At 48.0% G+C, this 23,037-nt stretch carries 18 protein-coding genes; 13 read left to right on the top strand and 5 right to left on the bottom strand.

The features are described 5' to 3' along the window. Positions 1 to 63 precede the first annotated feature (63 nt). From E1757_RS20335 to E1757_RS20325, 3 genes are all read left to right on the top strand, one after another. Positions 64 to 855 (top strand): nucleotidyltransferase domain-containing protein, encoded by a 792-nt coding sequence (locus E1757_RS20335; RefSeq protein ID WP_133231499.1) that lies wholly within the window; start codon positions 64 to 66, stop codon positions 853 to 855. A 3-nt stretch (positions 856 to 858) separates the two neighbouring features. Continuing rightward, positions 859 to 1,089 carry a hypothetical protein gene (locus E1757_RS20330; RefSeq protein ID WP_133231497.1) on the top strand — a complete coding sequence of 77 codons (231 nt, stop codon included), beginning with the start codon at positions 859 to 861 and terminating at the stop codon, positions 1,087 to 1,089. Positions 1,090 to 1,229: 140 nt separating this feature from the next. Continuing rightward, positions 1,230 to 2,456, top strand: coding sequence for an RtcB family protein (locus E1757_RS20325; RefSeq protein WP_133231495.1), 1,227 nt, complete (start codon positions 1,230 to 1,232; stop codon positions 2,454 to 2,456). A 232-nt stretch (positions 2,457 to 2,688) separates the two neighbouring features. On the opposite strand, the gene E1757_RS20320 is transcribed toward E1757_RS20325, so the two are convergent. Further along, positions 2,689 to 3,051, bottom strand: a complete 363-nt coding sequence (locus E1757_RS20320; protein ID WP_133231493.1) for a helix-turn-helix domain-containing protein — start codon at positions 3,049 to 3,051, stop codon at positions 2,689 to 2,691. A gap of 127 nt (positions 3,052 to 3,178) precedes the next feature. Between E1757_RS20320 and E1757_RS20315 the strand changes: the two genes are divergently transcribed. The 6 genes from E1757_RS20315 to E1757_RS20290 all read left to right on the top strand — a co-directional run bounded on the left by E1757_RS20315 (position 3,179) and on the right by E1757_RS20290 (position 11,288). After that, positions 3,179 to 3,592: a hypothetical protein gene (locus tag E1757_RS20315; protein ID WP_133231491.1), complete on the top strand. Its 414-nt coding sequence runs from the start codon at positions 3,179 to 3,181 to the stop codon at positions 3,590 to 3,592. Positions 3,593 to 3,902: 310 nt separating this feature from the next. After that, positions 3,903 to 6,050: an McrB family protein gene (locus E1757_RS20310; RefSeq protein ID WP_133231489.1), complete on the top strand. Its 2,148-nt coding sequence runs from the start codon at positions 3,903 to 3,905 to the stop codon at positions 6,048 to 6,050. Beyond that, positions 6,019 to 8,430: a DUF2357 domain-containing protein gene (locus E1757_RS20305; RefSeq protein WP_133231487.1), complete on the top strand. Its 2,412-nt coding sequence runs from the start codon at positions 6,019 to 6,021 to the stop codon at positions 8,428 to 8,430. Before E1757_RS20310 ends, E1757_RS20305 begins: the two co-directional genes overlap by 32 nt. 297 nt (positions 8,431 to 8,727) lie before the next feature. Then, positions 8,728 to 9,162 carry an SRPBCC family protein gene (locus tag E1757_RS20300; RefSeq protein ID WP_133231485.1) on the top strand — a complete coding sequence of 145 codons (435 nt, stop codon included), beginning with the start codon at positions 8,728 to 8,730 and terminating at the stop codon, positions 9,160 to 9,162. A gap of 60 nt (positions 9,163 to 9,222) precedes the next feature. Further along, complete coding sequence (locus E1757_RS20295; RefSeq protein WP_133231732.1) at positions 9,223 to 9,654, top strand: VOC family protein; 432 nt, start codon at positions 9,223 to 9,225, stop codon at positions 9,652 to 9,654. Between the two features lie 266 nt (positions 9,655 to 9,920). Further along, the gene (locus E1757_RS20290) at positions 9,921 to 11,288 is read left to right on the top strand and encodes an MFS transporter (protein ID WP_133231483.1); all 1,368 of its coding nucleotides are present in this window, start codon (positions 9,921 to 9,923) and stop codon (positions 11,286 to 11,288) included. Between the two features lie 103 nt (positions 11,289 to 11,391). Here E1757_RS20290 and E1757_RS20285 read toward each other — a convergent pair whose 3' ends face one another. Beyond that, positions 11,392 to 12,942 (bottom strand): S-layer homology domain-containing protein, encoded by a 1,551-nt coding sequence (locus E1757_RS20285; RefSeq protein ID WP_133231481.1) that lies wholly within the window; start codon positions 12,940 to 12,942, stop codon positions 11,392 to 11,394. Between the two features lie 403 nt (positions 12,943 to 13,345). On the opposite strand from E1757_RS20285, the gene E1757_RS20280 reads away from it, so the two are divergent. After that, positions 13,346 to 15,622, top strand: coding sequence for an S-layer homology domain-containing protein (locus E1757_RS20280; RefSeq protein WP_133231479.1), 2,277 nt, complete (start codon positions 13,346 to 13,348; stop codon positions 15,620 to 15,622). Between the two features lie 144 nt (positions 15,623 to 15,766). Here E1757_RS20280 and E1757_RS20275 read toward each other — a convergent pair whose 3' ends face one another. Genes E1757_RS20275 through E1757_RS20265 form a run of 3 tightly spaced genes read right to left on the bottom strand, consistent with a single transcriptional unit; the run spans position 15,767 to position 18,231 of the window. Then, on the bottom strand, positions 15,767 to 16,378 hold the full coding sequence (locus E1757_RS20275; protein ID WP_165972200.1) for a stalk domain-containing protein: 612 nt from the start codon (positions 16,376 to 16,378) through the stop codon (positions 15,767 to 15,769). A gap of 30 nt (positions 16,379 to 16,408) precedes the next feature. Beyond that, positions 16,409 to 17,854 carry a M56 family metallopeptidase gene (locus tag E1757_RS20270; RefSeq protein ID WP_133231475.1) on the bottom strand — a complete coding sequence of 482 codons (1,446 nt, stop codon included), beginning with the start codon at positions 17,852 to 17,854 and terminating at the stop codon, positions 16,409 to 16,411. Further along, positions 17,851 to 18,231 carry a BlaI/MecI/CopY family transcriptional regulator gene (locus tag E1757_RS20265; protein WP_133231473.1) on the bottom strand — a complete coding sequence of 127 codons (381 nt, stop codon included), beginning with the start codon at positions 18,229 to 18,231 and terminating at the stop codon, positions 17,851 to 17,853. Before E1757_RS20265 ends, E1757_RS20270 begins: the two co-directional genes overlap by 4 nt. 376 nt (positions 18,232 to 18,607) lie before the next feature. On the opposite strand from E1757_RS20265, the gene E1757_RS20260 reads away from it, so the two are divergent. From E1757_RS20260 to E1757_RS20250, 3 genes are read left to right on the top strand one after another with little or no spacing between them, the layout of a single operon-like run. Continuing rightward, positions 18,608 to 20,113, top strand: a complete 1,506-nt coding sequence (locus tag E1757_RS20260) for a histidine kinase dimerization/phospho-acceptor domain-containing protein (protein WP_165972198.1) — start codon at positions 18,608 to 18,610, stop codon at positions 20,111 to 20,113. Then, on the top strand, positions 20,097 to 21,725 hold the full coding sequence (locus E1757_RS20255; RefSeq protein ID WP_133231469.1) for an ATP-binding protein: 1,629 nt from the start codon (positions 20,097 to 20,099) through the stop codon (positions 21,723 to 21,725). Before E1757_RS20260 ends, E1757_RS20255 begins: the two co-directional genes overlap by 17 nt. Before the next feature lie 42 nt (positions 21,726 to 21,767). Continuing rightward, complete coding sequence (locus E1757_RS20250; protein WP_133231467.1) at positions 21,768 to 22,907, top strand: response regulator; 1,140 nt, start codon at positions 21,768 to 21,770, stop codon at positions 22,905 to 22,907. Positions 22,908 to 23,037 lie beyond the last annotated feature (130 nt).

Below are 23,037 nucleotides of genomic sequence, written 5' to 3'. Positions count from 1 at the left end.
TTGGCCGTGGATGCCGACCCAAAGGCCATTATCAAAATTATAATCCAGAAAGGGGAGCCCGCCATGTCAGATGTTAAACAGCAGGTACTAGAGGAGCTAAGAAAAATAGAAAAGGAAGAGAACGTTCGAATCCTGTATGCTTGCGAATCGGGCAGCCGCGCATGGGGGTTCCCGTCCAAGGATAGCGATTACGACGTCAGATTTCTCTATGTTAGGCCGGAAGATTGGTACTTGTCAATTTTTGAGAAGCGGGATGTCATCGAGTGGCCGATCAGCGACATGCTGGACATCAATGGCTGGGATCTGCGAAAAGCCCTGAATTTATTTCGTAAGTCGAATCCGCCACTGCTCGAGTGGCTTCAGTCTCCGATTGTATATAGGGAGAACCATGCGATAGCGGAGCAAATCCGCCATATTTCTCCATTCACGTTTTCACCAAAGTCCTGTATGTATCACTATTTGCATATGGCGAAGGGGAACTACCGGGAGTACCTGCAGGGTGAGCGGGTGAAAATCAAAAAATACTTCTATGTTCTCCGCCCGATATTAGCATGTGAATGGATCGAGAAGCACAACAGCATGCCGCCTATTGAATTTGATCGGCTTGTCGATGTTTTAGTGCCGATGGGAAGCGAGCTTAAGACGATTATTGAAGGTCTGCTTGTCCGTAAAAGAGCAGGCGATGAAATGGATTACGAACCGAGGATCAATCCGATCAATGAGTATTTGGAAGCAAAAATCGAGTATTACGATCGGATGGCGGCGGGGATGCAAAACTGCGGTGGAGGCCAGGATCAGCGGCTGGACAATTTGTTTCGATCGGTGCTGAAGGAAGTTTGGGAAGAGGTGAAGTGAACGATGGTTATTTTCTTCGATAGAGCTAAACGGCCGCTTTGGGAGGGCAAGTCCTCCATTTATTCGTATATTCAGGAACAAGGGGAATCCGTGGACGAATCGCTGCCGGATGACGAAGAATTTTGGTCCGGCAGTAAAATCAGATGGGTAGCGGGCGGTTTGGATGGAGCACTCGGACACCATGCAGGGCCTGATAAGATGACGGATGAGGCACGCGGTTGGCCTACTTGCTAGCGAAGCAATCCAGAAATCCTAAGAATTCAACAAGAAGGGCTCTGTATGCTAAGCTTGTGAAGACAGATATAAAGCTACTGGAAGCAAAAGGATTGTAAACTAGAGAAATGTATTCATTTATACAGGAGTTGAATAGTCTTATGGCTTATCAAAATATAGACGGCGTGCGTGTTTGGGGTAACCCCGATGAGGGGGCGCTTGTTCAAGCGAGGACGTGCGCAGAAACCGGCAATGTGGTTCAAACCCTGCTCATGGCGGATCATCATAAAGGGTACAGTCAGCCGATCGGCGGGGTTGTTGTATATGACGGGCAAATCTCCCCTTCCGGCGTTGGATATGATATTGCATGCGGAAATAAAGCAGTGCGAACCAGCTTGTTTGTTGAAGACATGAAACCAAAATTGGCGAAGATTATGGATGGGATTGCCCGCAAAATCTCCTTCGGTGTTGGCCGTGTCAATAATGAAAAGGTCGACCATGACCTCTTCGATGATCCGGATTGGGCTGTTTACAAGGCGGTAGGCAAGCAGGAGCACGACAAGCTGAAAGCCTTGGCGCAAGGTCAACTCGGTACAGTCGGCAGCGGCAACCACTTCGTAGACTTGTTTGAAGAAGCGGGAACCGGCCGTTTGTGGATCGCGAATCATTTTGGGAGCCGAGGTTTCGGCCATAAAACGGCAAGTGGTTTTATCAACCTAGCTGCCGGCAGAGAGTTTCTAGGGAGCACCCCCGGTGAAAAGATGGATCAACCGCCTTTGCTGCTTGATTTGAGCAGCGAACTAGGCGATATGTATTACCGGGCGATGAAGCTGGCTGGGCGTTATGCCTACGCCGGAAGAGATTATGTGATCCGACAAGTATTAGCCATTCTGGGAACGGAAGCGGACCTTGAAGTGCATAACCATCATAACTATGCTTGGAAAGAGGTGCACAACGGAAAAGAAGTCATCGTCGTCCGTAAAGGGGCAACCCCGTCCTCACCCGGCCAGGTTGGTTTTATCGGTGGTAGTATGGGGGATATATCCGTTATCGTAAAAGGTAAGGACAGCTTAGAGAACCGCGATGCTTATTACAGCACCGTTCATGGAGCCGGACGGATCATGAGCCGGACCCAAGCGGCAGGGAGAATGAACTGGAAAACCCGAACCCGAAGCGGCGGTCAAATCAGCACGGAGCAAATGATGGAGGCTATCCGGAACTTCGGTGTTGAACTGCGCGGCGCTGGCACGGATGAAAGTCCTTTTGTCTATCGCAAGCTTCAAGAAGTGCTGGATGCACATGCCGAAACGATCGAGATCATGCACGTGCTGAAACCAATTGGTGTTTGTATGGCTGGAGCGGATGAGTTTGATCCTTATAAGGATTGATGGTTTCCTAATAGCAATTTGAGGTGAGAAATGGTGTTCGTTCAAGCTGGTGGTTTCATCATGCAAACAGGGGGATGTATGTAAATCCATTCGGGGACGAGCAGGTGGATGAAGAATTGAAGGTACATCGAACAGCACAAAAGTAGAAGTGAATAACGCAAAGTAGTGATTGTATAAACAAGGGGAAGATACCGGAAATGCCCTTCCTCTTGTTTATATTAGAGTCTTATTACTATTCCTGACGAGATCCTTCGATTGAATTAAAAATATCCTTTGTAATACGATGAATCATTTTTACATCCTCGGTTTTCTTTTCTTTTAAAAACTGATAATGCACCTCGAGAATGGAATTTATCTCAAATTCGCTTGAATTAACATCAACCTCACGGAAATCAAATAAATCCCCGGGTCTTATGTCAAGTGCGTTCATAATCTTCTCTAATGAATCAAGAGATGTATTTCTCTTGCCTCTTTCAACATCTCCAAGATAAGAAGTCTGCAGTCCAGTTGTTTCATTAAGCTGCTGCAGGGTCATTCCTCTGGAATTACGTATGTTACGTATTTTATCACCTATAATTCTTTTTAACTCACCCATACGATCACTCCCCTTATTCAAGAGTAGATGATTAAATACAAAAATTAAATGACACTAAGAGTTTAAAATAATGATAAAATAACTTAAAAGTGATATTATTTCATTATTATTACCAGAGGTGATGATAGTGATTCCTAAAGTAAGCAAGGTAGATTCAATAATTTTGGCGGATAACATGGGACAAGCAGCATATAAGTTCAAAAAGATCATCTTTCATAAAGACAGGCAGTATCTCTTGCTTCATCAGGAAGATAATTTTCAATTGTTAAGAACAAGATATGATGATGGATTCCTTAAGCTTATTGAAGTCAGTAATAAAGAATACCAAGAACTGAAAGATCTTGGTTGGCTTGACTTTGACCAGCCTAATCACAACTTCAATTCGAATCGGGAATTCTCGGTAACTGGAATATGCTTCAACAGATTAGGAAATGAAAGCAGTATGATTATTGAATATAAAAGTTCAAGCATTGAGAAGCCCCTGGATATTTTGCCGTACATTGTACAGACGGGAGCCGAACATGTTTTCTTTTCAGAATGAAGCAATTAACATTATATCTAATAGATTGTTTCGAATCGTTTAAAGATGCATCTAGCTGCATCGCTTTTTTATTTTTAGCACAATACTTTCCTTTTGCAGGAATTAACGTTGGGATGGCGAATGCTTAGGTAATTTGTCGTAATTTTACATTACTTGAACTGAATTGGAAGGGCTCTTTTATGAATAGGGTTAAGTACAAATTAACTCCCGCGATAACTATGCTCTTACTCAGGCAAATGTACTATAATTTAATTTATCTGTATTGCTAATCTTTAGAGTTTGTACAATACAATCAGTAGGTAGGTAACCGATGATCAAAAAAAACCGCAGCTGGTGGAAAGATGATACCATTTCTAACCTTATAGGACGTAAGCAAATAGATTGGTCTATATTTGAATACGGGACACATATCCCTATGGACTTTCACGAAGATTTTGTCGTGGCAAATCAAAATATCGAGGTTCCCCTAGGGCAAAGCCAAAGAGTCCTTCTTATTACCGAAGGAAATCAGTTCGAGTGTAACTTAAGCCGGATCAACCAAAGGAAGCAAAATAGAGAAGCATTGCAAATCAGGTACGACACAAACTCAGAGCTTAAGGATTACATGATAGCCAGATTTAACTCTTCATACAATTACTTGTTCCATAAGCGTAACCAGGCGGCGAGTACAAAAAATCCAATCACGGTTCCAGAACAATACGCGGAATACTTGGAGTTTTACGCAACTGACAATCCTTTTGTGTATGAGCTGAAATTCATCACGAACGACATCCCAATCCCCGAAGATCATCCTTCTATCTGGTGGGTATGTCAAGGTACGTCTTATAACACTCAGAAACAAGAGGGCGTTCTGTGGGCTCCGCTCAAGAACATAGGTGGAAAAACACAACATCACTGGGAAACGATGAAGGATGTTAAGGTTAATGACATTGTCCTCCATTATTCTATAGGGGCTTTACGTGCCGTCAGTCAGGTCCAGGAAGCAGCGGTCGAGAGACCGAAGCCGGCGAGTTTGCCCGATCAACAGTGGGAGGAAACAGGACGTCTAGTCGTTACCGAGTACCATGAATTGAATCCACCGATACCCTTAGAAGCCATCTCTCAAGATTTACTTCAACTTCATATTACAAAAGGGCCGATTAACAAAAAGGGTGGTGTAAATCAAGGCTATCTCTTCCCGTTCACGTTGCAAGGGCTAAGTATTGTCCAGAATAAATCGAAGGACACTCCCTGGCCGGAATTCACCCTGCTTTCCGAGGTCGAAGAGGTGGAGCAGGATGTGGAGCTCGTGACTCTTAACGATGAAGAAACGAGCGCACATCTACAAATCGTGAAAGGCTACATTCAGCAGCAAGGCTTTACATACCCTGAGCTCCTGATTGAGAACTTTTACATATCCTTAAAGACGAAGCCATTCGTTATCCTAGCTGGGATATCCGGCACAGGAAAAACGAAGCTCATCCAGAAATTTGCAGAAGCCCTTGGGGCAACAGAAGCGAATGGACAATTTACACTCATACCCGTTAGACCGGATTGGAACGACCCTTCCGATTTAATCGGTTACAAGGATCTCAGTGGGACGTTCCGTCGAGGCAAATTAACATATGTGCTGGAAGTAGCATCCGCGCCAGAGAATCAACAGAAGCCATATTTTATATGTTTGGATGAAATGAACCTTGCGAGGGTGGAGCATTACTTCAGTGATTTACTGAGCATCTTAGAAACACAGCGTTGGCAAGAAGGTCGAATTGTGACAGATACGGTTGTGGCTGAAGATCAAGTAGGTCGTAACATTGGCATTCCTGAAAATGTATTCTTTATTGGCACGGTAAACATGGACGAAACCACGCATCCTTTTAGCAAAAAGGTACTGGATCGAGCAAATACCATCGAATTCAACCATATCCAACTCGACAATTTCATAGGCTTAGAAAATGCGGCAGTGTCTATAGAAGAGGAATCAGAGTCTCTGTACCCAACGGCGCAGTTTCTGACTAGCAACTACATACAGTTAAAGGACGCATACGCAGAGAATAAAAATATCATCCAAAGTACGGTTAGTCAGTTGGTAAAGATCAATACGATTCTAGAAAGTATCCATGCCCATGTTGGTTTCCGTGTCAGAGATTCAATCTGTTTCTACTTGATCTACAACGAGCGGTTTTCTTTAATGACGCCTGAAGAGGCAATGGATATGCAGATCATGCAGAAAATCCTACCCCGAATACAAGGAAATAATTCAGTAGTTAAAAAGGTGATTATTGAATTCTTGTTGTTTTCAATTAGCGGATCCATCTCTAATAGCAAAGAATATGTGGATGGAGAAAGAGATATCGAGCAGTTATGGGCTAAGCATATAAGCGAAAATAACGTGAAATACCCTCAATCGGCTAAGAAGCTCATCTATATGCTACGGAGGCTAGATCATGACGGATTCACTTCATTCTGGGTCTCTTAAGAAGAACGTGATCCTTCTGTACATTGAAACCAATCTGTTTGATCTTTACTTGGAAGGAAAGCCATACCATCCAACGGTAGATATGCTTCAGCTGCATCGAACAGAGTGGAGAGAATGGGAGCAGGCGGATCTTCATGTGTCTTCATACTCCAAACAATTGCAGGTTCTATCTATTGCTGTTTTTAATCCGAAAACGGGAGAGCTAGAGCCATGGCAGAACAAACAAGCTAGTTTTCCAATCTTCTACGAGACGCAAACCTATGGTTTATTGGTCGAGAAGAAGGAAGAGATAGATTTAACTTTCTACCATGAGAATTTCGCGTTGCGCGAAGCGGTTGTGCCGAAAGGAAAGCATATCTTATCGGGGAATCTAAATTTTCAGAATGAGATCGGATTTACGGAGCTGGAACTTCGTTCATACAGTTCGTCTCTATTGAAGCTTAGGATGGAAGTTTTCCCTGTGAAGATGGATTACAAGAGAGATTATCATGCAATCTTACAAGATGTTAACCATCAGATTCATAACCTGACGTTTGACTTCCTACGCAAAACGTACCAATTAACCGGTCTCAAAGAGACGAACCAGCAGAGTTTGACGGAATATTTCACCATATTACGCTACCTTTTTGACCAATTAATAAAGGCTGTTCAACGGATCGAAGGCTCCCCTCATACAAACATGCATCAAGACCAACGTATCGTCCCAGCTGAGAGGGCAAAGAAGATCAATTATAAAACCTTTCAATATTTGAGCAGACACCCACAGCTGTTGGTCAAAGATCAAGCGAATGGAATGGTTCAGGTTAGAGGCGAACGATTTGCTCCTAGTCATGTGTTGGACACGCGAAGAATCGTTAATTATGATACGCAGGAAAACCGATTCGTTCGGTGGGTATTCATTCGCATTGAGCGGAAACTGAAAGATTTGGAGAAATTGCTGAAGACCCAAAAGAGGCTAGAGGACCCCATGTTGGCTCAGATGATGACTCGCATGCAGAAGGAAGTGCGAAGGGTACTTCAGTTCGACTTTCTACAAGTGGGTTTCATGAAGCAAATGTCGGTTTCCCTGGTCATGCAGATGGCTCCGGGGTATCGTGAGGTGTACAAGTTATACCTTATGTTGCTTAAAGGTCTTGCCATCCAGGATGACTTATTCCAGTTGTCATTAAAGGATCTAGCCACCTTGTATGAATATTGGTGTTTTCTTAAGATACATCAGTTGCTTAGTAAAAAGTATGAGTTGGTAAGACAGGACATTATAAAGCTAGATTATAGTGGCATCTTCGTTAAACTAAAGAAATCTGCCGCGTCGACAGTAACCTACCGCAACCCTAATAATGGGGAAATTTTTAAATTGTATTACAACCAGACACTTCGGGGACCGACACTTACACAAAAACCAGATAATGTCCTTACGCTTAGGAAAGTGGAAACGTCTACGGAGTATAAGTATGTGTTCGATGCGAAGTATCGATTGAACCCTGCGGAGCCGGGAACTGCTTATTATACGAAGTACGACGGAATTCCGGGACCGGAGGAAGGAGACATCAACACCATGCATCGTTACCGAGACGCCATCGTTTATGCAGAGAAAGACTCGGAGCAATTCGAGCGGACGATGTTTGGGGCGTATGTGTTGTTCCCTTACCCGGATGAAAAGAAGTATAAGGAGCATCGATTTTACAAAAGCGTAAAGGCCGTTAATGTCGGGGCATTTCCTTTTCTGCCGGGATCAACAAAATTGTTGGAAGAGTTTCTGGATGAAATTATTTTGGACAGTCCGGAGAATGCATACGAGCGAGCTGTTCGACCAAAGGGGTCGAAGGAGTATTACGATAACAAGTACAGCGGGAAAAATGTGCTGGTCGGTTGCATGAGCCGCGAGGAACAGTTGGAAGTAGCGCTGCAGCATAATTTTTATCATACCCCACTCGAGAATATCACGAATCATAAGATCCTTACACAATTGGAGTATGTGGCGCTTTATCAATCAAAGAAGTTTTTCGGTAAGACTAATGAAATCGTAGGCGTGAGATACTACGGACGAATAAGAGATTGGAAGATTTTGAAACGCGGCGAAATCACGGTAATTCCCTCTAAGCATAATCCTCCGGATAAGCTTTATGTTGTGTTCGAAATCGAGGACTGGGAGACAAGGAAACAAATCATTCTTCCCGGTGGTCATGGGGTTCGGAGCATTGCCTTTACGTCAAAGTACATATTCGACCGTGCAATAGAAATATCCGAATTGAAGCTGGAGAATGAGGAAGAGCTGCTTCTATGGCGTGAAGCGCGGCGAAGAGGTCGCGTGGAAGTGAAGCTAGATCATGAGCATATTGATGATGCGAAGAAGGTAACGAGCGTGCGGTTTAAGGAGTAATAGTTATTTTCTACCGATTTGTGGAAACCGGTTCCTCGAACTTTTAAGTGAAGGTTTATGGTATACATATCAGTGTGAAGTTGGTGAAATGCCTTACCCTCCAAGCGACAGTACACAAAGTTTTGTTCGCCCCCTTGCCAGCGATCTAATTCAGGCAACATAGCTATCTATTAGGCGATTATCATATGAATATCGAGAGTAGCAGTTCGTGTACAATAGCAATCGAAAATAAGTTTAGCTCGCACTTTTATGTTAATATAGGTATAGGTAAATTGTTCATTACAAGGAGGCTAAACTATGGGAACAGGTAATCCAGTAACGATAACAGTAGAAACGATTGTTCATTCTCCCGTCGAAAGCGTATGGAAATATTGGACAGAACCAAAGCATATCACACAATGGAGTAAGGCTTCCGATGACTGGCACACGCCTTACGCCGAGAATGATCTAAAGGTTGGCGGCAAATTCGTCTCAAGAATGGAAGCCAAAGACGGCAGCTTTGGATTTGATTTCGGCGGAGTATACGACGAGGTGAGCATTAACGAGAGCATCTCCTACACGCTTGGCGACGGTAGGAAAGTGAAGATCGCATTTATTCGTCAAAACAACGATACGCAAATCATCGAATCGTTCGAAGCGGAAGAGACCAACGCCATCGAGATGCAGCAAGGAGGATGGCAGGCGATTTTAGACAATTTCAAAAAATATGCGGAAACGGCAAAAGAAGAATAAGAAGCTTGTGCAGTCTAATAAGCAGGCTGTCCAATTTTATTCCAAAGGAGCTGTTGAATGATGTCAATCAGTTTGAACCCGTATTTGAATTTTGACGGCAACACGAAAGAAGCGGTCCATTTTTACGAGAAAGCGCTGGGCGGGAAATTGGTAGGCATCATGACATTCGGAGATATGCCGGCGGACCCGAATCACCCGTTGACGGATGACATGAAGAACCGTATTATGCATGCGCACTTGAAAGTTGGCGACGCGGATCTCATGTTCTCCGATACGTTCCCGGGCATGCCTTTTCAGCCAGGCGATACGGTTCAGATTGCCATCCATCCGAGAGAAGAAGCAAGAGCGAGAGAAATCTTCGCCGCTTTGGAAGACGGTGGACAAGTCGTCATGCCCCTTCAGAAGACGGATTGGAGCCCCTTGTACGGGATGGTAAGAGACAAGTTCGGGGTTATTTTTCAAGTGAATGTCCCAGGGGAGCAGCTGCAGTAATAGCATATAGACTTCCGCTCCGCCAACAATCAAAGCCACCTGTTCGCAAATGGACAGGTGGCTTATTCATACGTTTTGGCAGATGCAACCAAGTTTTAATGTCCTAAACTAAATATGGTGCTGTGTTTCCGGGCTGCGCAGCCACGGCTTGATTTCGATAGTCCCGTTTAGCCTTCACATTGAAAAAAGCTTTGCCAACGGCATGTAGTTGCTATATAATTCGCACTAAATGGAAGAGTCGGACGAGAGAAAAATGAGGTGGCATCATGGCGCTCAATCAGACCGCGATCAAACGAAAAGAAATGCTGCTTATTACTGCCGTAGCGCTCGGCATCCTGCTGAACCCGCTCAATACGACGATGATTTCGGTCGCTTTGGCCCGGTTGCAGGAGGATTTCCAGCTTACGTTTGCCGACGTATCGTGGCTCATCTCCACGTATTATTTGGCCAGCGCGATCGGCCAGCCGCTCATGGGCAAGTGGAGCGATTTGTTCGGCCGTAAAAAGGTGTTTATGCTCGGGCTGCTGCTCGTCACCTTGTCGTCGAGCCTCGCTCCGCTGTCCCCCAACTTCGGCTGGCTGATCGGGTTTCGGATTATTCAGGCAGTGGGAAGCTCGGCCTTGTTTCCGTCCGGCATGGGGATCATCCGCAGTCAAATCACGTCCAATCAGGCGAAGGCGCTTGGCATCGTATCGATATTTTCCAGCACCTCGGCCGCATTTGGCCCCTCATTCGGCGGATTGTTGTTGCACTACGGAGATTGGCCTCTGATATTCCTTTGCAACTTTCCGTTTATTGCCGGCTCCTTTGTGCTCGCATGGAAGCTTTTCCCGAACGATCCGAAAGCGGCCGGACGCGCGTCCGATATGGATTGGCGGGGTGTGGCGTTATTTTCTGCGGTCATTTTTATGTGGCTGCTGTTTTTCTTGTCGCTCGCTGACGGGTTCAGCTTGTGGAAGCTCATAGTCGGCGCGGGATTGTCGCTCTGGCTTTACCGGTACGAGCTCGGCCAGAGCAAGCCGTTTATCAATGTTGCTTTTTTACGGAAAAATATGAACGTAACCCTGATCTACGCGCAGTTTATTTTGACGAATATCGCGTTTTATTCGATCATGTTCGGCATTCCTTCTTACTTGCAGCGCGTGCAGATGATGGACCCGCAGAAGACGGGCCTTGTCATGTTGTCGATCGCCGGCTTTAGCGTGCTGGTGACGCCGCTGGTCAGCCACTGGATTGACCGGAGCGGATCCAAGCCGCCGCTGATTGCCGGAACGGCTTTGGTCGTTGGGGGAAGCTTGCAGATGCTGCTCATTCAGGACCAGGCGAGTGTGGTGACGATCTCCCTTGTGCTTTGTGTGCTCGGGATCGCCAACGGCTTTAACAATTTGGGCATGCAGACGGCGCTTTATGATTTCGTAACGAAAGAAGAGACCGGCATCGCCTCCGGACTGTTCATGACTTCCCGGTTTATCGGGACGATTCTTTCTTCCAGCCTGCTTGCGGCGCTCTTCGGCAAAAATATTACGACCCCGCATCTGCACAGCATGGCGTGGACATGCGCGGTACTCGGCGTGCTGATGCTTGCTTTGACCGTACGGATGCCCAGAGGGAACGTGCAAAAAGCCGTTGAATGACAACGGGCTTCCGGACATTCACAAATACTTGTAAACACACTCATGGCGACCAGTCTTCTGGCCGCCATGTCAATTTACAACGCAACCATACACAAAATGAAATCTATTTCATCCTCGAGCTGTAAATATTTTGTACGGAACCGGGCCAATCCCCGAGCGGCGAAAATTGAATTTTGAATTCATGATCGGAGTTTAAGATTGTTTTTGGAATCAGACTTCCATTTATATACGTTATGGTTCCAAGTTCTACCCCGGCAATATCGACAACGGACATAATCTGCTCATACTTGGGATTCCAGGGTGAGAATCCATAGTTTCTGTTGAGCGATTGAGCATCCGGCGCATTGCTGGGTGTACGATACCAATCCTCATTGTAAATAGAAGCGCTGCAAGGTTGAATTTTGTCAAATGCCACATTCGGATTACCGGTTAGGGTCACTTTATTGATAGAGAAAATGGCATAGCCGCCGCTAACATCTTGCAGTTTAAAATAGCGGGTATCATTGAACCACCCATAATCATGATCCGTAACTAAACTTCGATTAGGGTCCTGGGGATCGTCCAGATCAACCACTACGTATTTCTCAACGGTACAGTTGACCTTACCGCCAGGCGAGGTTGAAATCATCTTTTCGTATTGAAAATCCTCACCATTAGCAGGATGACTAAAATATTGCGGCAGCAACGTAACCAGATTGGTCTTGTGCCACTCCAGCTCCGCATTCCCCACCGTGTATTTATCAGCTTCGAAACGTTCTCCGGTATTAAATGCAGCAACACGGTTCACCAAAGTAACTGCTTGCGCCCGGGAAACTTTGGAATCAAGCGACAGCTTCCCATTACCCGTACCGGTTAATAAACCACGTAATGCCGCTTCATAAATCATGCGGTTTTGTGTTGTTTGTTTTTCATTCAAATCTTTAATTGGGTTAAGTCCATCATTAATATAGGATAATACGTTTTTGGCTGAGCCTATTACAGCAGTATGCTTAAAATCGTCCGCAGTCCAGTTCAAACTGTCTTTTGGCTTGGGAATATCCGATAGAAGCTGATCCAATTGTTTTATCGTCGATTCCGGGTTATCCGGGTTAACAATTAAATTTCCTTTAAAATAAGGGCTTGATTCAATTTTGATCTTGTCCTTCTCATAGGACTCGAAAGGATATTGGTTCGCTAAATGTTCAGGGGAAAATCGCTTCGTCATTTCTTCTTTTACCAATGTTCTGTAAACGGAATCTTGGGTAGCTCGAACAAGGGTGCCGGTAATTTCGCCGCGCGTAATGGGCTGGTCCAAGCCGGAAACATAGTCATCGTTATAAAGCTTATGACTTACAGCAGTTTGTTTGTAAGGTGCGAACCAAGATTCGCCAGAACGCGGCGCTTCAATAGGGTATCGCAATGCTTTTACCATCATGGTTAAAAATTGTTCGCCGGTGACAGTTGCGTCCGGTTTGAAGGTTCCGTCCGAATATCCATTTACGAATCCGGCAGCAACGGCTTTAGTAATTTGCGGTTCAGCCCAATGGCCGGAAATGTCGTTGAATGAACTGTTTTTGCTTTCCGTGTGAATGTTCGTTTGTTCAGCGGCAGCAGCGCTTATGATAGTGTTGAATAGCAGGAAAGTCAAAAGGATAGATGAACATCGTTTTTTCAAATAAAACCCACCTTATCTACGTTTGTTTTCATCGTTCTATGTGCCTCCTGTTTTGTGAGCAACTTTACGACATATATTACAATATATATCGTGTCATATACCTTTGAAATGAAGTGGGGCCAGAAAAAAGAAGTATCAGTCCAAGAAGCGCTTGACACCACGGTGCCCAAGGTCAACCGTTGCATCGATAAAGCGCAAAGTACTTCCGCCCGTCGGGATCGCGTCTCTCCAAGTAATAACGGACTTTATGCGGCTGCATGATTTTCTCCTCTAGATACATCCAATCCAATGACTGGATTCATTAAACCACTCCTGATATGATATCCGGGATTCTTTGATGTCCTTTTCGAAACGTTTTTGAAGCGCTCCCTTCTGTAGAATCGATCTGGAGGAGGGGAATTTATTGGAACCAAACAAGCATTGGATGAGAATTATAAAGGTCAAATGGAAAATAACGACGTTCATTTTAACAATGACAATATTGGTATCAACCATGTTTCTATCCTCTATCGCTGCAGGGATACCGCTCGATTTAAAGGATGCAGTGATTGATTCGAACGTCAAACTAAACGAGCCAATACTCAAAACTCCGATACAACTACCGGTACAACCGAACCAACCGGCACAACCAAGCAATCCGCAAGCGGCAGTTCGATGGGGATACAATTTTAATGCTGTAGCAACTACTTCGCCGGTGGTCGGTCCGGACGGAACGATCTACGTCGGCACGGATAAGAAGAAACTGCATGCGATCAAGCCGGACGGATCCGTAAAGTGGGAAACCGGATTAAGTATATGGCCGAGCGATCTCGGCGTCGGATCCGATGGTACGATCTATGTGGCCGCAGATCCAAATTCAAGCAATGAGGTTCATGCATTCGATTCGGATGGGAAAAAGAAGTGGGAATTCACAAGGGGAGGACCCGAAATCAAGGTTTATTTTGACAATCCGTTTTCAGCTCCGGCCGTCGGAGCGAACGGGATCATCTTCATCGGCGGGGTCAGCGACAGGAAGATGTATGCGATCGAGCCGGACGGATCGAAAAAGTGGGAGAATCCGGTAGGAGGTTTGGCCGCTTCCCCTACCGTCGGGAAAGACGGGACGGTCTATGTCGGCGATACCAACGGGGTTCTGTATGCCTTCACAACGACGGGCGCCAGAAAATGGACGCTTCCTATCGGCAAATACATTTTTAGCGCGCCGACGGTTGCGTCCGACGGTACCATATACGTGACGACGCGTGATCTGGGGCTAAAGGAACAAGGATTATATGCCATTCATCCGGACGGCTCGAAGAAATGGAGCTTTACGGAATACTCCTTTCCACGATCCTCCCCGTCCATCGGTGCCGATGGCACTATTTATGTCGGCGCCGAGATGGAGCTGCTTGCCTTCAACCCGGATGGAACGGTGAAATGGAGGATGTTTACAAGAGATACGATGCGTCCGAAACCGGCGGTAGGAACGGACGGCACCGTTTATGCCGGTACCAACAGTGTATTGTACGCGGTAGATGCCGACGGGAAAGTGAAATGGGAGTTTGCCGCAGCCGGAATCGGATCCAAAGCCCCCGTAATTGGAAACGATGGCACTGTCTATGCGGTCTCTTTTTATTCCTTGCACGCGCTGGGCACCGTCGCCGTAAACGGAATCGGCTTGAATAAAAATACGCTGAGCCTGCAAGCGGGAAGCAGCGAAGGGTTGACGGCAAATGTGAACCCCGAGAAAGCAACGAACAAACGGGTGAAATGGGCAAGCAGCGACAGTACGGTGGCTACGGTGGACGGCATGGGGAAAGTTACCGGAGTCGCACCGGGTACAGCCAAAATTACCGCGACTGCCGAGGACGGAGGATTCGTCGCCGAATGCGTCGTCACGGTTGCGCCGGCTCCTGCAGCGGCCCCTGCGCCGGCTCCCGCACCGGTCCCTGCAGCGGCTCCTGCACCAGCTCCTGCAGCGGCTCCCGCGCCAGCCCCCGTACCGGCCCCTGCACCAGCTCCTGCAGCGGCTCCCGCAGCGGCTCCCGCACCGGTCCCTGCACCGGCTCCTGCAGCGGCTCCCGCACCGGCTCCTGCGCCGGCCCCCGTACCGGCCCCTGCACCAGCTCCTGCAGCGGCTCCCGTACCGGCTCCTGCGCCGGAATCTCCATTCGCCGATATTGCAGAGCATTGGGCGAAGACGAACATTATTGAAGCTGCCAAGCTTGGGATCGCGAACGGGTATCCGGACGGGACGTATCGGCCGGATGGCAACGTGACCCGCGCCGAGTTTGCCGTCCTGCTGATGAACGGGATGAAACCGGCTGCGGAAGGCGCTGAGCTCACCTTTGTAGACCAAGACCGGATCGGGGACTGGGCGGTTAAGGCGGTGGCACAGGCCGTACAACTCGGCATTATTAACGGTTATCCGGACGATACATTCCAGCCGTCGGCAAACATCACCCATGCTGAAATGATCGTCATGGTTGCCAGAGCGTTAAGCTTTTCTGTCGACGGACAGGCGCAAACCGGCTTTGCCGACGAGGCTGACATACCTGCCTGGGCGAAAGATGCCGCAGCCGCAGCCAAGCAATCCGGCATCGTCGATTTCTTGCGCGATAACCGGCTTGCGCCGGATGCCAAGTCAACCAGAGCGGAAGCCGTGTCGGCCATCGTCCAGATGCTAAAGTTCAAAAATTAAGGTATCCTCAAATATCTTAATACAAATTTTTTGACCGGTGCGCTGCATGACGTCAATCATGCGGTAAAATAAAAACAGCAGTTCAAAGTCAACTTTAGACTGCTGTTTTTGTATGCCCTTCGTATAAAAGGACTCGTAAAAAATTTATTGTTTATCCGTAAACGTTGCCGTCCTTGTATCCCCGTCCCACTCGACTTTAACACCGAGTATTTCGGCAAGCTGCCTGACGGGTAAGAAGGTCAGATCATGTTTAATCATCGGCACGGCTTCATCTAACTTCAACTTTTCGCCGTCAACCAGCATGTCGGATTTTCCGATGTATAGAATGATCATTTTATCGTCATTTTTCAACGTGATTTTTTGTTCACTTTGCTCCCAGCTCACTTCAAATCCGAACGCGTCCGCAAGCGCCCTTAACGGAATCATCGTTCGGCCATTCTCGATAAACGGCTCCGCTCCGCTTCCAAATACGGTTTGGAGATATAGCCCATTTACCAGCACCAAGACACGACTTTTCTGCGCTTCTTCACATGAGGGAAGCTCCATGGCAACCTTCTTGCCGTCTTTCACCACAGCCGCTTCCATAGATTTGCCGGATTCGCCGCCGCGGCTTGGTTTTGAGGAGCAGGAAGGCATAGGAACGACATCCGACCAAAAGAAATAATCATCCGGGTTCCTTGCATACGCCGTATTTCCGATCAACAGGATAACGAGCAAGCCGGACAACATCGCAAGCTTCCATCTGGTTTGTACCAAATCATCATCTCCTAGCTGCATGTAATTCCTTTATTTGGACTTTCGCAGTTCCCAGCCGTAAGTCTTGTTGATCGCATCTAGTTCTTGTTGCGGGAGTGCATCGACGTAGGCTTGAGGTACGGCATTGTTCTCGATGCCTTTTTTCGTCAGCTCTACAAGCTCCTCGACGGTCAAGCTTACTGTCCTTTTAAGCTGCAAGCCATAAGCTTCATTGATCTCGTCCACATATTTTTGCGGAAGCTTATCGACATGCTCTTGAGCTACGGGAGATTCATCTTTCACCCATTGTTTGATGTGATCTACAAGCTCCTCAGTGGTATATTCCGGCGGCGATAAGCTTTTTCTCATTTCGGGTACCTCTGATTTATTCCCATCCTTATCGTAGTAAAAGACCGTTCCATCCTCCAATTGAACGTAAACATTGCGGCCCTGCGGTTCTTTCCCGGTCGGAATTTTGGTCGCCGCTGCTCTGTCCGGCATTGCCGATTCGGCAGCAGACGCAACAAATCCGCCAATTCCAACCATGGAGATGGTTGCAGCAAGAGACAGCATCATAACAGACTTATTTATCTTCTTTGCGTTCATCAGGTTTACAAGTCTCCTTTTCATGCTTTTTTTAGAATTACAAAGACTGCTGACAAAAACTACATTTCTCCGCTTAACGCCGTACTCCAGCATGGATAAAAGCGTTTCGCCGTAAAATCTTCGGTTTTCCATGTCCATTTCCTGAACGACTTTTTCATCGCAGGACAGTTCACAAAGCGTATTCATTTGTCTGTTAAGCATATAAGCTGCCGGATTGAACCAGTGAACCGCATTGGCCATAAATACGAGCAGCTTCACCAGCACGTCGCCGCGTTTTATATGCACGAGCTCGTGGGATAGAATCATGGCAAGCTCTTTTTCCCCCATTGGGGTATCCGGTAGTACAATCATCGGTTTCCATAAACCTATAACCATTGGCGTTGTTGCGTTATGGCTTACGACCACTTTCACAGGGCATTGCCGTATCGGATCGCATACCCGGCTTTCCTGTAAGATCGAACGTTTAAAGGCTCGATACATTTTGATATGGATAGCAAGAAAGACGGCGGTGCCTATGGCCCAAACGATGACTGCACCCAGAACAATTTCGTTCAAATGATCAAGCCGTAACAAGGAGTCAAACCAGCGCTTCGATATGATTAGGGCGCTTGCCGCCGTTGGCTCTATTGGAGCAATGCGTACATAGGGCTCCGCCATCGATCCTGAATCCGCGATTGTCCTTGAGTCAGGCACGACTGAACGGATCAAGGTACTTAGTCTGCCGACAATCTCTGTCCCGCCCAGCAGAAAAAATACGGGGATCAAACCGGTATAATAATGCCATGCCTGAGAAAAAACGTTTTGCGTGATAGACTTTATACTGTTTTGCAATGCCCACATGATCGTTCCGACCAATGTCGCAATGAGGAGGGAGAAGAAAAAACTCGTCATTTTTTGCCATCCTTGCGGCTGAACCAGTCTTTTAGCTCCGCTATGTCATCCTGATTGAGCTCGTCATTATCAACGAGGGCGGCGATAAAATTTTTCACTTTCCCGTTGTATAACCGGTGAAGAAAGGTTTGGGTTTCGTACTTCTTGTATTCGCTCCATGACAAAACAGGTTCATAATAATTTACTTTTCCGCTCATTGATTTGGTAAGAAATCCTTTGTCGATCAGCCGTTTCAGCATAGTGGATACAGTTGATGTTTTCCAATCTCTGCCTTCAAAAATTTCGACTAACTGAGTTACCGTCACGGGTTCGGCGAATTTCCATATTACCTCCATGATCTCCAATTCCGTTTCCGACAATCTTCCTAGCTTCTCCATCGTGCGCACCTCTGGAATTTTATTGCGACAAGTTGTCGCAAATTCATATTACGACAAGTTGTAGCAGTTGTCAATAAGTGATTATGAGACCTTATTTTTTGTGAGCAATTTGGGATTACGTTCCTATAAAATATTGGTATACAATAACTTTAACAATTGTCGGCTATAAGTTGCGTATCCGTACAGTAAAAGTTTTCTGCCTCACCACAATTTGGATATACCGGCTCATGTTAAAAAGTAAGGATATTGGAAGTACGGCTATGGTATGATTCAGCATAGAGGCACTGCGGAACAAATGTTGCAAGGGGATGTCTGGAATGAAATTTATGGCTGATGGAACATGCTGAAAGCCGAAGGCGGAATCGGGAGGGCGGCGATGCAAAGCTGGAGTTTACGGGGAGGAATACGCTTCGGCTATCGGGCGGCGGGGCTTGCGCTCATCCCGCTCATTTCGTTCATTCTTCTGATCGCGCTGTACCAATATACCGTTCCTGACCGGACAGCGCCGGAAGCGCGGCAGGGCGTTCTCGATTTGAGCCGATGGAATTTCGGACAAAAAAGCTTTATTGCGCTTAACGGAGAATGGAATTTTTACCCGACAGAGTTTTTTACGCCGGACGATTTCCGTAATGGGCGAACGGCGAACGCGTCTTCCTATTCCGCCCAAATTCCGAATGCGTGGTACAGCAGCATTCCTGCCGACAAAGCCAGCCAGACGACATACGGCACTTATCGGTTAATCGCGAAGCTGCCCGAGACTGGCGGCCAATACGGGTTCCGGGTGTCGAACATTCACTCGTCGCACCGCCTTTATGTGAACGGCCTATTGCTTGGTCATGGAGGCAACCCGACTACCGCTGCCAGCTCTGATTACAAGGCTGAAAACAAACCCTACAGCACATTCGCCTGGGTGCAGGGGCCGGAGCTGGAAATCGTCCTGCAGGTGGCCAATTTCACCTTGTCAAATGGCGGAGGCTTCGAGGATTTGTACTTCGGCTCGCAGGCCGATATTTTACGGTTAGACCAAATCCGGTTTGCCTTCGAATTTTTCGGTCTGTTCATCCTGCTGCTGTTTGGCGGGTACCACCTCAGCATTTACGTCATGCGCCTGAAGGACAAGGCCTACCTGTACAGCGGTCTGTACTTTTTAACCTTGATGGTGCTTGTCGTGCTGGATGGCGATAAGCTTGTGCTGCAGCTCGTGCCGGGCATTTCCAATGAATTTTACCATAAAGTGTATAACCTCGGCGGGTTCTCGAACATTGCCGTACTCGGCATCTTCCTCCATCATCTGGACGGCAAGCTGCTGACGCGCAGTCATCTTGCCCTGCTGCTTTCGCCGATCGCTCTATATTTGGGCGCCGTCCTTGCGCTGCCTTACGAGGCATACTCCAAGATTGGCAATTTGCCGTGGGGTTACGTTACGCTGGTGGTTGCTTTTTACTTGTACCGGGCCGTCAGACTTGGCTTGAGGAAGGACGGGCAACTGAAGCAGAAGGAATCTTTTTTGGTGGTCGGCATGCTGATCTCCGTCACCATGATCCTGCTGGTCGGGTTCCTCTATTCAATCGGTCTGGTTCAGACCGACATGGGACGACGGATGGCCTTTCTTGCCGTCATTATGTTCATGAATTCGCTGCTCGCGCTGCGTCTGACCTCTGCAACGGAACAGACCGAGAAGCTGACGGAGCAGCTGCTTGTTCGCGACAAGCTGAAGGACGAATTTTTGGCGAATACGTCGCATGAGTTGAAAACGCCGCTGCACGGCATCCAGAACATCGCTTCCTATTTGCTCGACGGCAAAGCCGGCGTGCTATCCGATAGGCAGCGGACGGAGCTCGCGCTTATTCACGATACGTCAACTCGTGAACGACCTGGTTGATGTTGTCCGGTTGAAGCATGGCGATCTGCTGCTGGGGCAGACGGCGGTAGATATTCGCGTCGCTGCCGAGACGGCGTTTCAAGTGCTGGAATTCGAGCTGACCGGCAAAGATGTGCGTTGGGAGAACCGCATTCCGCCCGGTACACTGGCCGCCGCCGATGAGAATCGGGTAAGGCAGGTGCTGTATAACCTGATACACAATGCCATGAAGCATACGAAAAAAGGAACCATCGAAATCAGCGCTGCAGCGGCGGAAGGCCGGGTAGTCGTGTCGGTCGAGGATACGGGAGTAGGCATACCGCCGGAAAGCCATGAAGCGATTTTCGGCTACTTCGAACAGGCGGATCGGCTTTTGCCGAACGACGGCTACACGGGGATGGGGCTCGGTCTATATATTAGCCGGCAGCTGATTGAGAGAATGGGCGGTCGTATTTTCGTTGAGCGGTCCGAGCCGGGGCAAGGCACACGGATGACCTTTACTCTGCCGGCTGCCCAAGGCGGCAATGATGAACTGGCCGAGCCAGCGTTATTATCGCCGGGGTTTGGAAGCAGGGTAGCTTCCACGCTCCAGATGCAGCTGGATGTCGTCGATCCGATGCGGGAGAATACCGTGCTGATAGTTGACGACGAAGCGTCCAACGTGAGAATTTTGCTCAACCTGCTGGGCGACGAGTATAATGTGTTGACGGCTTTTTCCGCCAAGGAGGCGCTTCAAAAGCTGGAGTCCCACCCGCGCGTCGATCTGATGATTGCGGATGTCATGATGCCCGAAATTTCGGGTATCGACTTGTGCCGAACCGTGCGGGAAACGCGTTCCGTGCTCGAACTGCCTGTCCTTTTCGCCACGGTGAAAGATTCCTTGTACGATATCGAGCTTTGCTTCAAGGCCGGAGGGAACGATTTTATCGCCAAGCCGTTCGATGCGAAGACATTAGCCGCGCGGGTTCGGACGCTATTGTCGATGAAAACCTCGATGGATCAAGCCATGCGTAATGAGATTGCCTTTCTTCAAGCGCAGATCAAGCCGCATTTTCTGTATAATGCAATCAGCAGCATCGTTTCCTTCTGTTACACGGATGGGAAAAAAGCGGCTTATCTGCTCTCCATGCTGAGCCGCTATTTGCGAACGGTATTTCAGCGGGAGCTTCATGCATCGCATGTGCCGTTAAACGTAGAGCTGGAACTGATTCGGGCTTATGTGGAGATTGAGAAGGCGCGGTTCGGCGATCGCCTTTCCTTCAAACTGCAGCAGGATTCCGGATTGGAAACGGCCAGCATCCCTTCTTTCACTATCCAGCCATTTGTTGAAAATGCGATTCGGCATGGCATTTTTGAAAAGGACGGCGCCGGAACCGTAACGTTATCGATTACGGACGGAAACGGGTATATCCGGTTCGAAATTGTCGACGACGGCGTAGGCATGGCAGACGATGTATTGTATCAACTGAATGCAGGCGAACGGCCGGATGGCTCCGGCATTGGAATGACCAACGTCCGCAAACGGCTGATGTCCTTGCCGGGTGCGAGCCTATCCATTGATTCGGCATTGGAGAAAGGAACGAGGGTCGTCGTTTATTTGCCGAAACGAGAGGCGGCGAATGCGGCCGGCTAGCATTTGTGGTGATGCAAACTGTTGTGCTAAGGGGGAGTATACTTGCTTCGTGTCATGATTGTGGAAGATGAGCAGCCGATTTTGGAGCTCATGGAGAGACTTGTCGGCGAGCATCCCTTGCTGCAAGTCGCCGGAGCGTTCACCAGTCCGATTGCCGCGCTGAACCGCCATGCGGAGTTGAAGCCCGATGCCGTGTTCCTTGATGTGGAAATGCCGAAGATGGGCGGCATCCAGCTCGCAGAGAAGCTGAAAGCGCAAAATGAGGAGCTTCAGATCGTATTCACAACGGCGTATCCGGATTATGCGGTCGATGCTTTCCGCGTCCATGCGATCGATTATTTGCTGAAGCCGATCACTTCGGAGGAATTGGAGCGGGTAGCGGCAAGATTGCAGAAGCTTCATGTCATGCGTTCGGCGCTTCGACCCGTTGTCGCGGCGGATCACGAACCGATCGTGCGCTGCTTCGGCACATTTGAAACGAGGGGCTCGGACGGCAGATTGATCAATTGGCCAACCCGCAAGACGGAAGAGCTGTTTGCTTATTTGCTGGCGTATCCGAACCGGCTTGTAGGTCAATGGCAGCTGGCCGATCTGCTTTGGCCGGATCTGGATGAAGACCGTGCGCTCCATAATGTGCACAATTCGGTGTACCGGTTGAAAAAAGCGCTGAAGGATGCCGGCGTGAGCTTGGATTTATCCAACAGCAATGAAGGATACCGTCTGCAGCTGTCTCCCGATTTCTCGGATTTGGAGCGTTTCCGGGACTTCATGAACCGTACGGCGGAGATCGACGAGCGGTATGCGGCGGAAGCCGTCAAGCTGCTGCGGTCGTATGCCGGTTCCTTGTTCGGCAGCAAAGATTATAGCTGGAGCGCGGGTCTGGCAACCGGGATTGCGGCTCAACAAGCAAGTCTTGTCCGCATGCTGACCGCCTATTATCGGCGAATCGGAGAACGTTCGGCGGCGAAGGAAACGCTGCGCGTCTACTTGCTGCATGCCCCGCTGGATGAGGAAATGACCGGCGAGCTGCTTCGTCTGTATGTCGAAGATGGGGAGGCCGGTTCTTTTCGCACGCAATATGAGCGGTATGTCGGAAGACTAGCGGCGGAGCTTGGCGCAGCGCCTGCGGAGGAGATCCGCAAGCTGGCGGCGGCATTCGTACATAAATCGACGGAAGCGTAGCGGATATATGTATCTCCTATTAACTGAACAGGTCAAACAGAGAGATTCTCGCAGTTTTACAAAGAGAGTCTCTCTGTTTTTATAAATTTCGGGGCTCCCCGCAAAGTACCTGAATCAGCTTCGAAGCCAA

The sequence above is a fragment of the Paenibacillus piri genome (assembly GCF_004354045.1).
Taxonomy (GTDB): domain Bacteria; phylum Bacillota; class Bacilli; order Paenibacillales; family NBRC-103111; genus Paenibacillus_S; species Paenibacillus_S piri.
The sequence above is the reverse complement of the archived record's forward strand: the minus strand, read 5'-3'. Positions and strand labels throughout refer to the sequence as shown.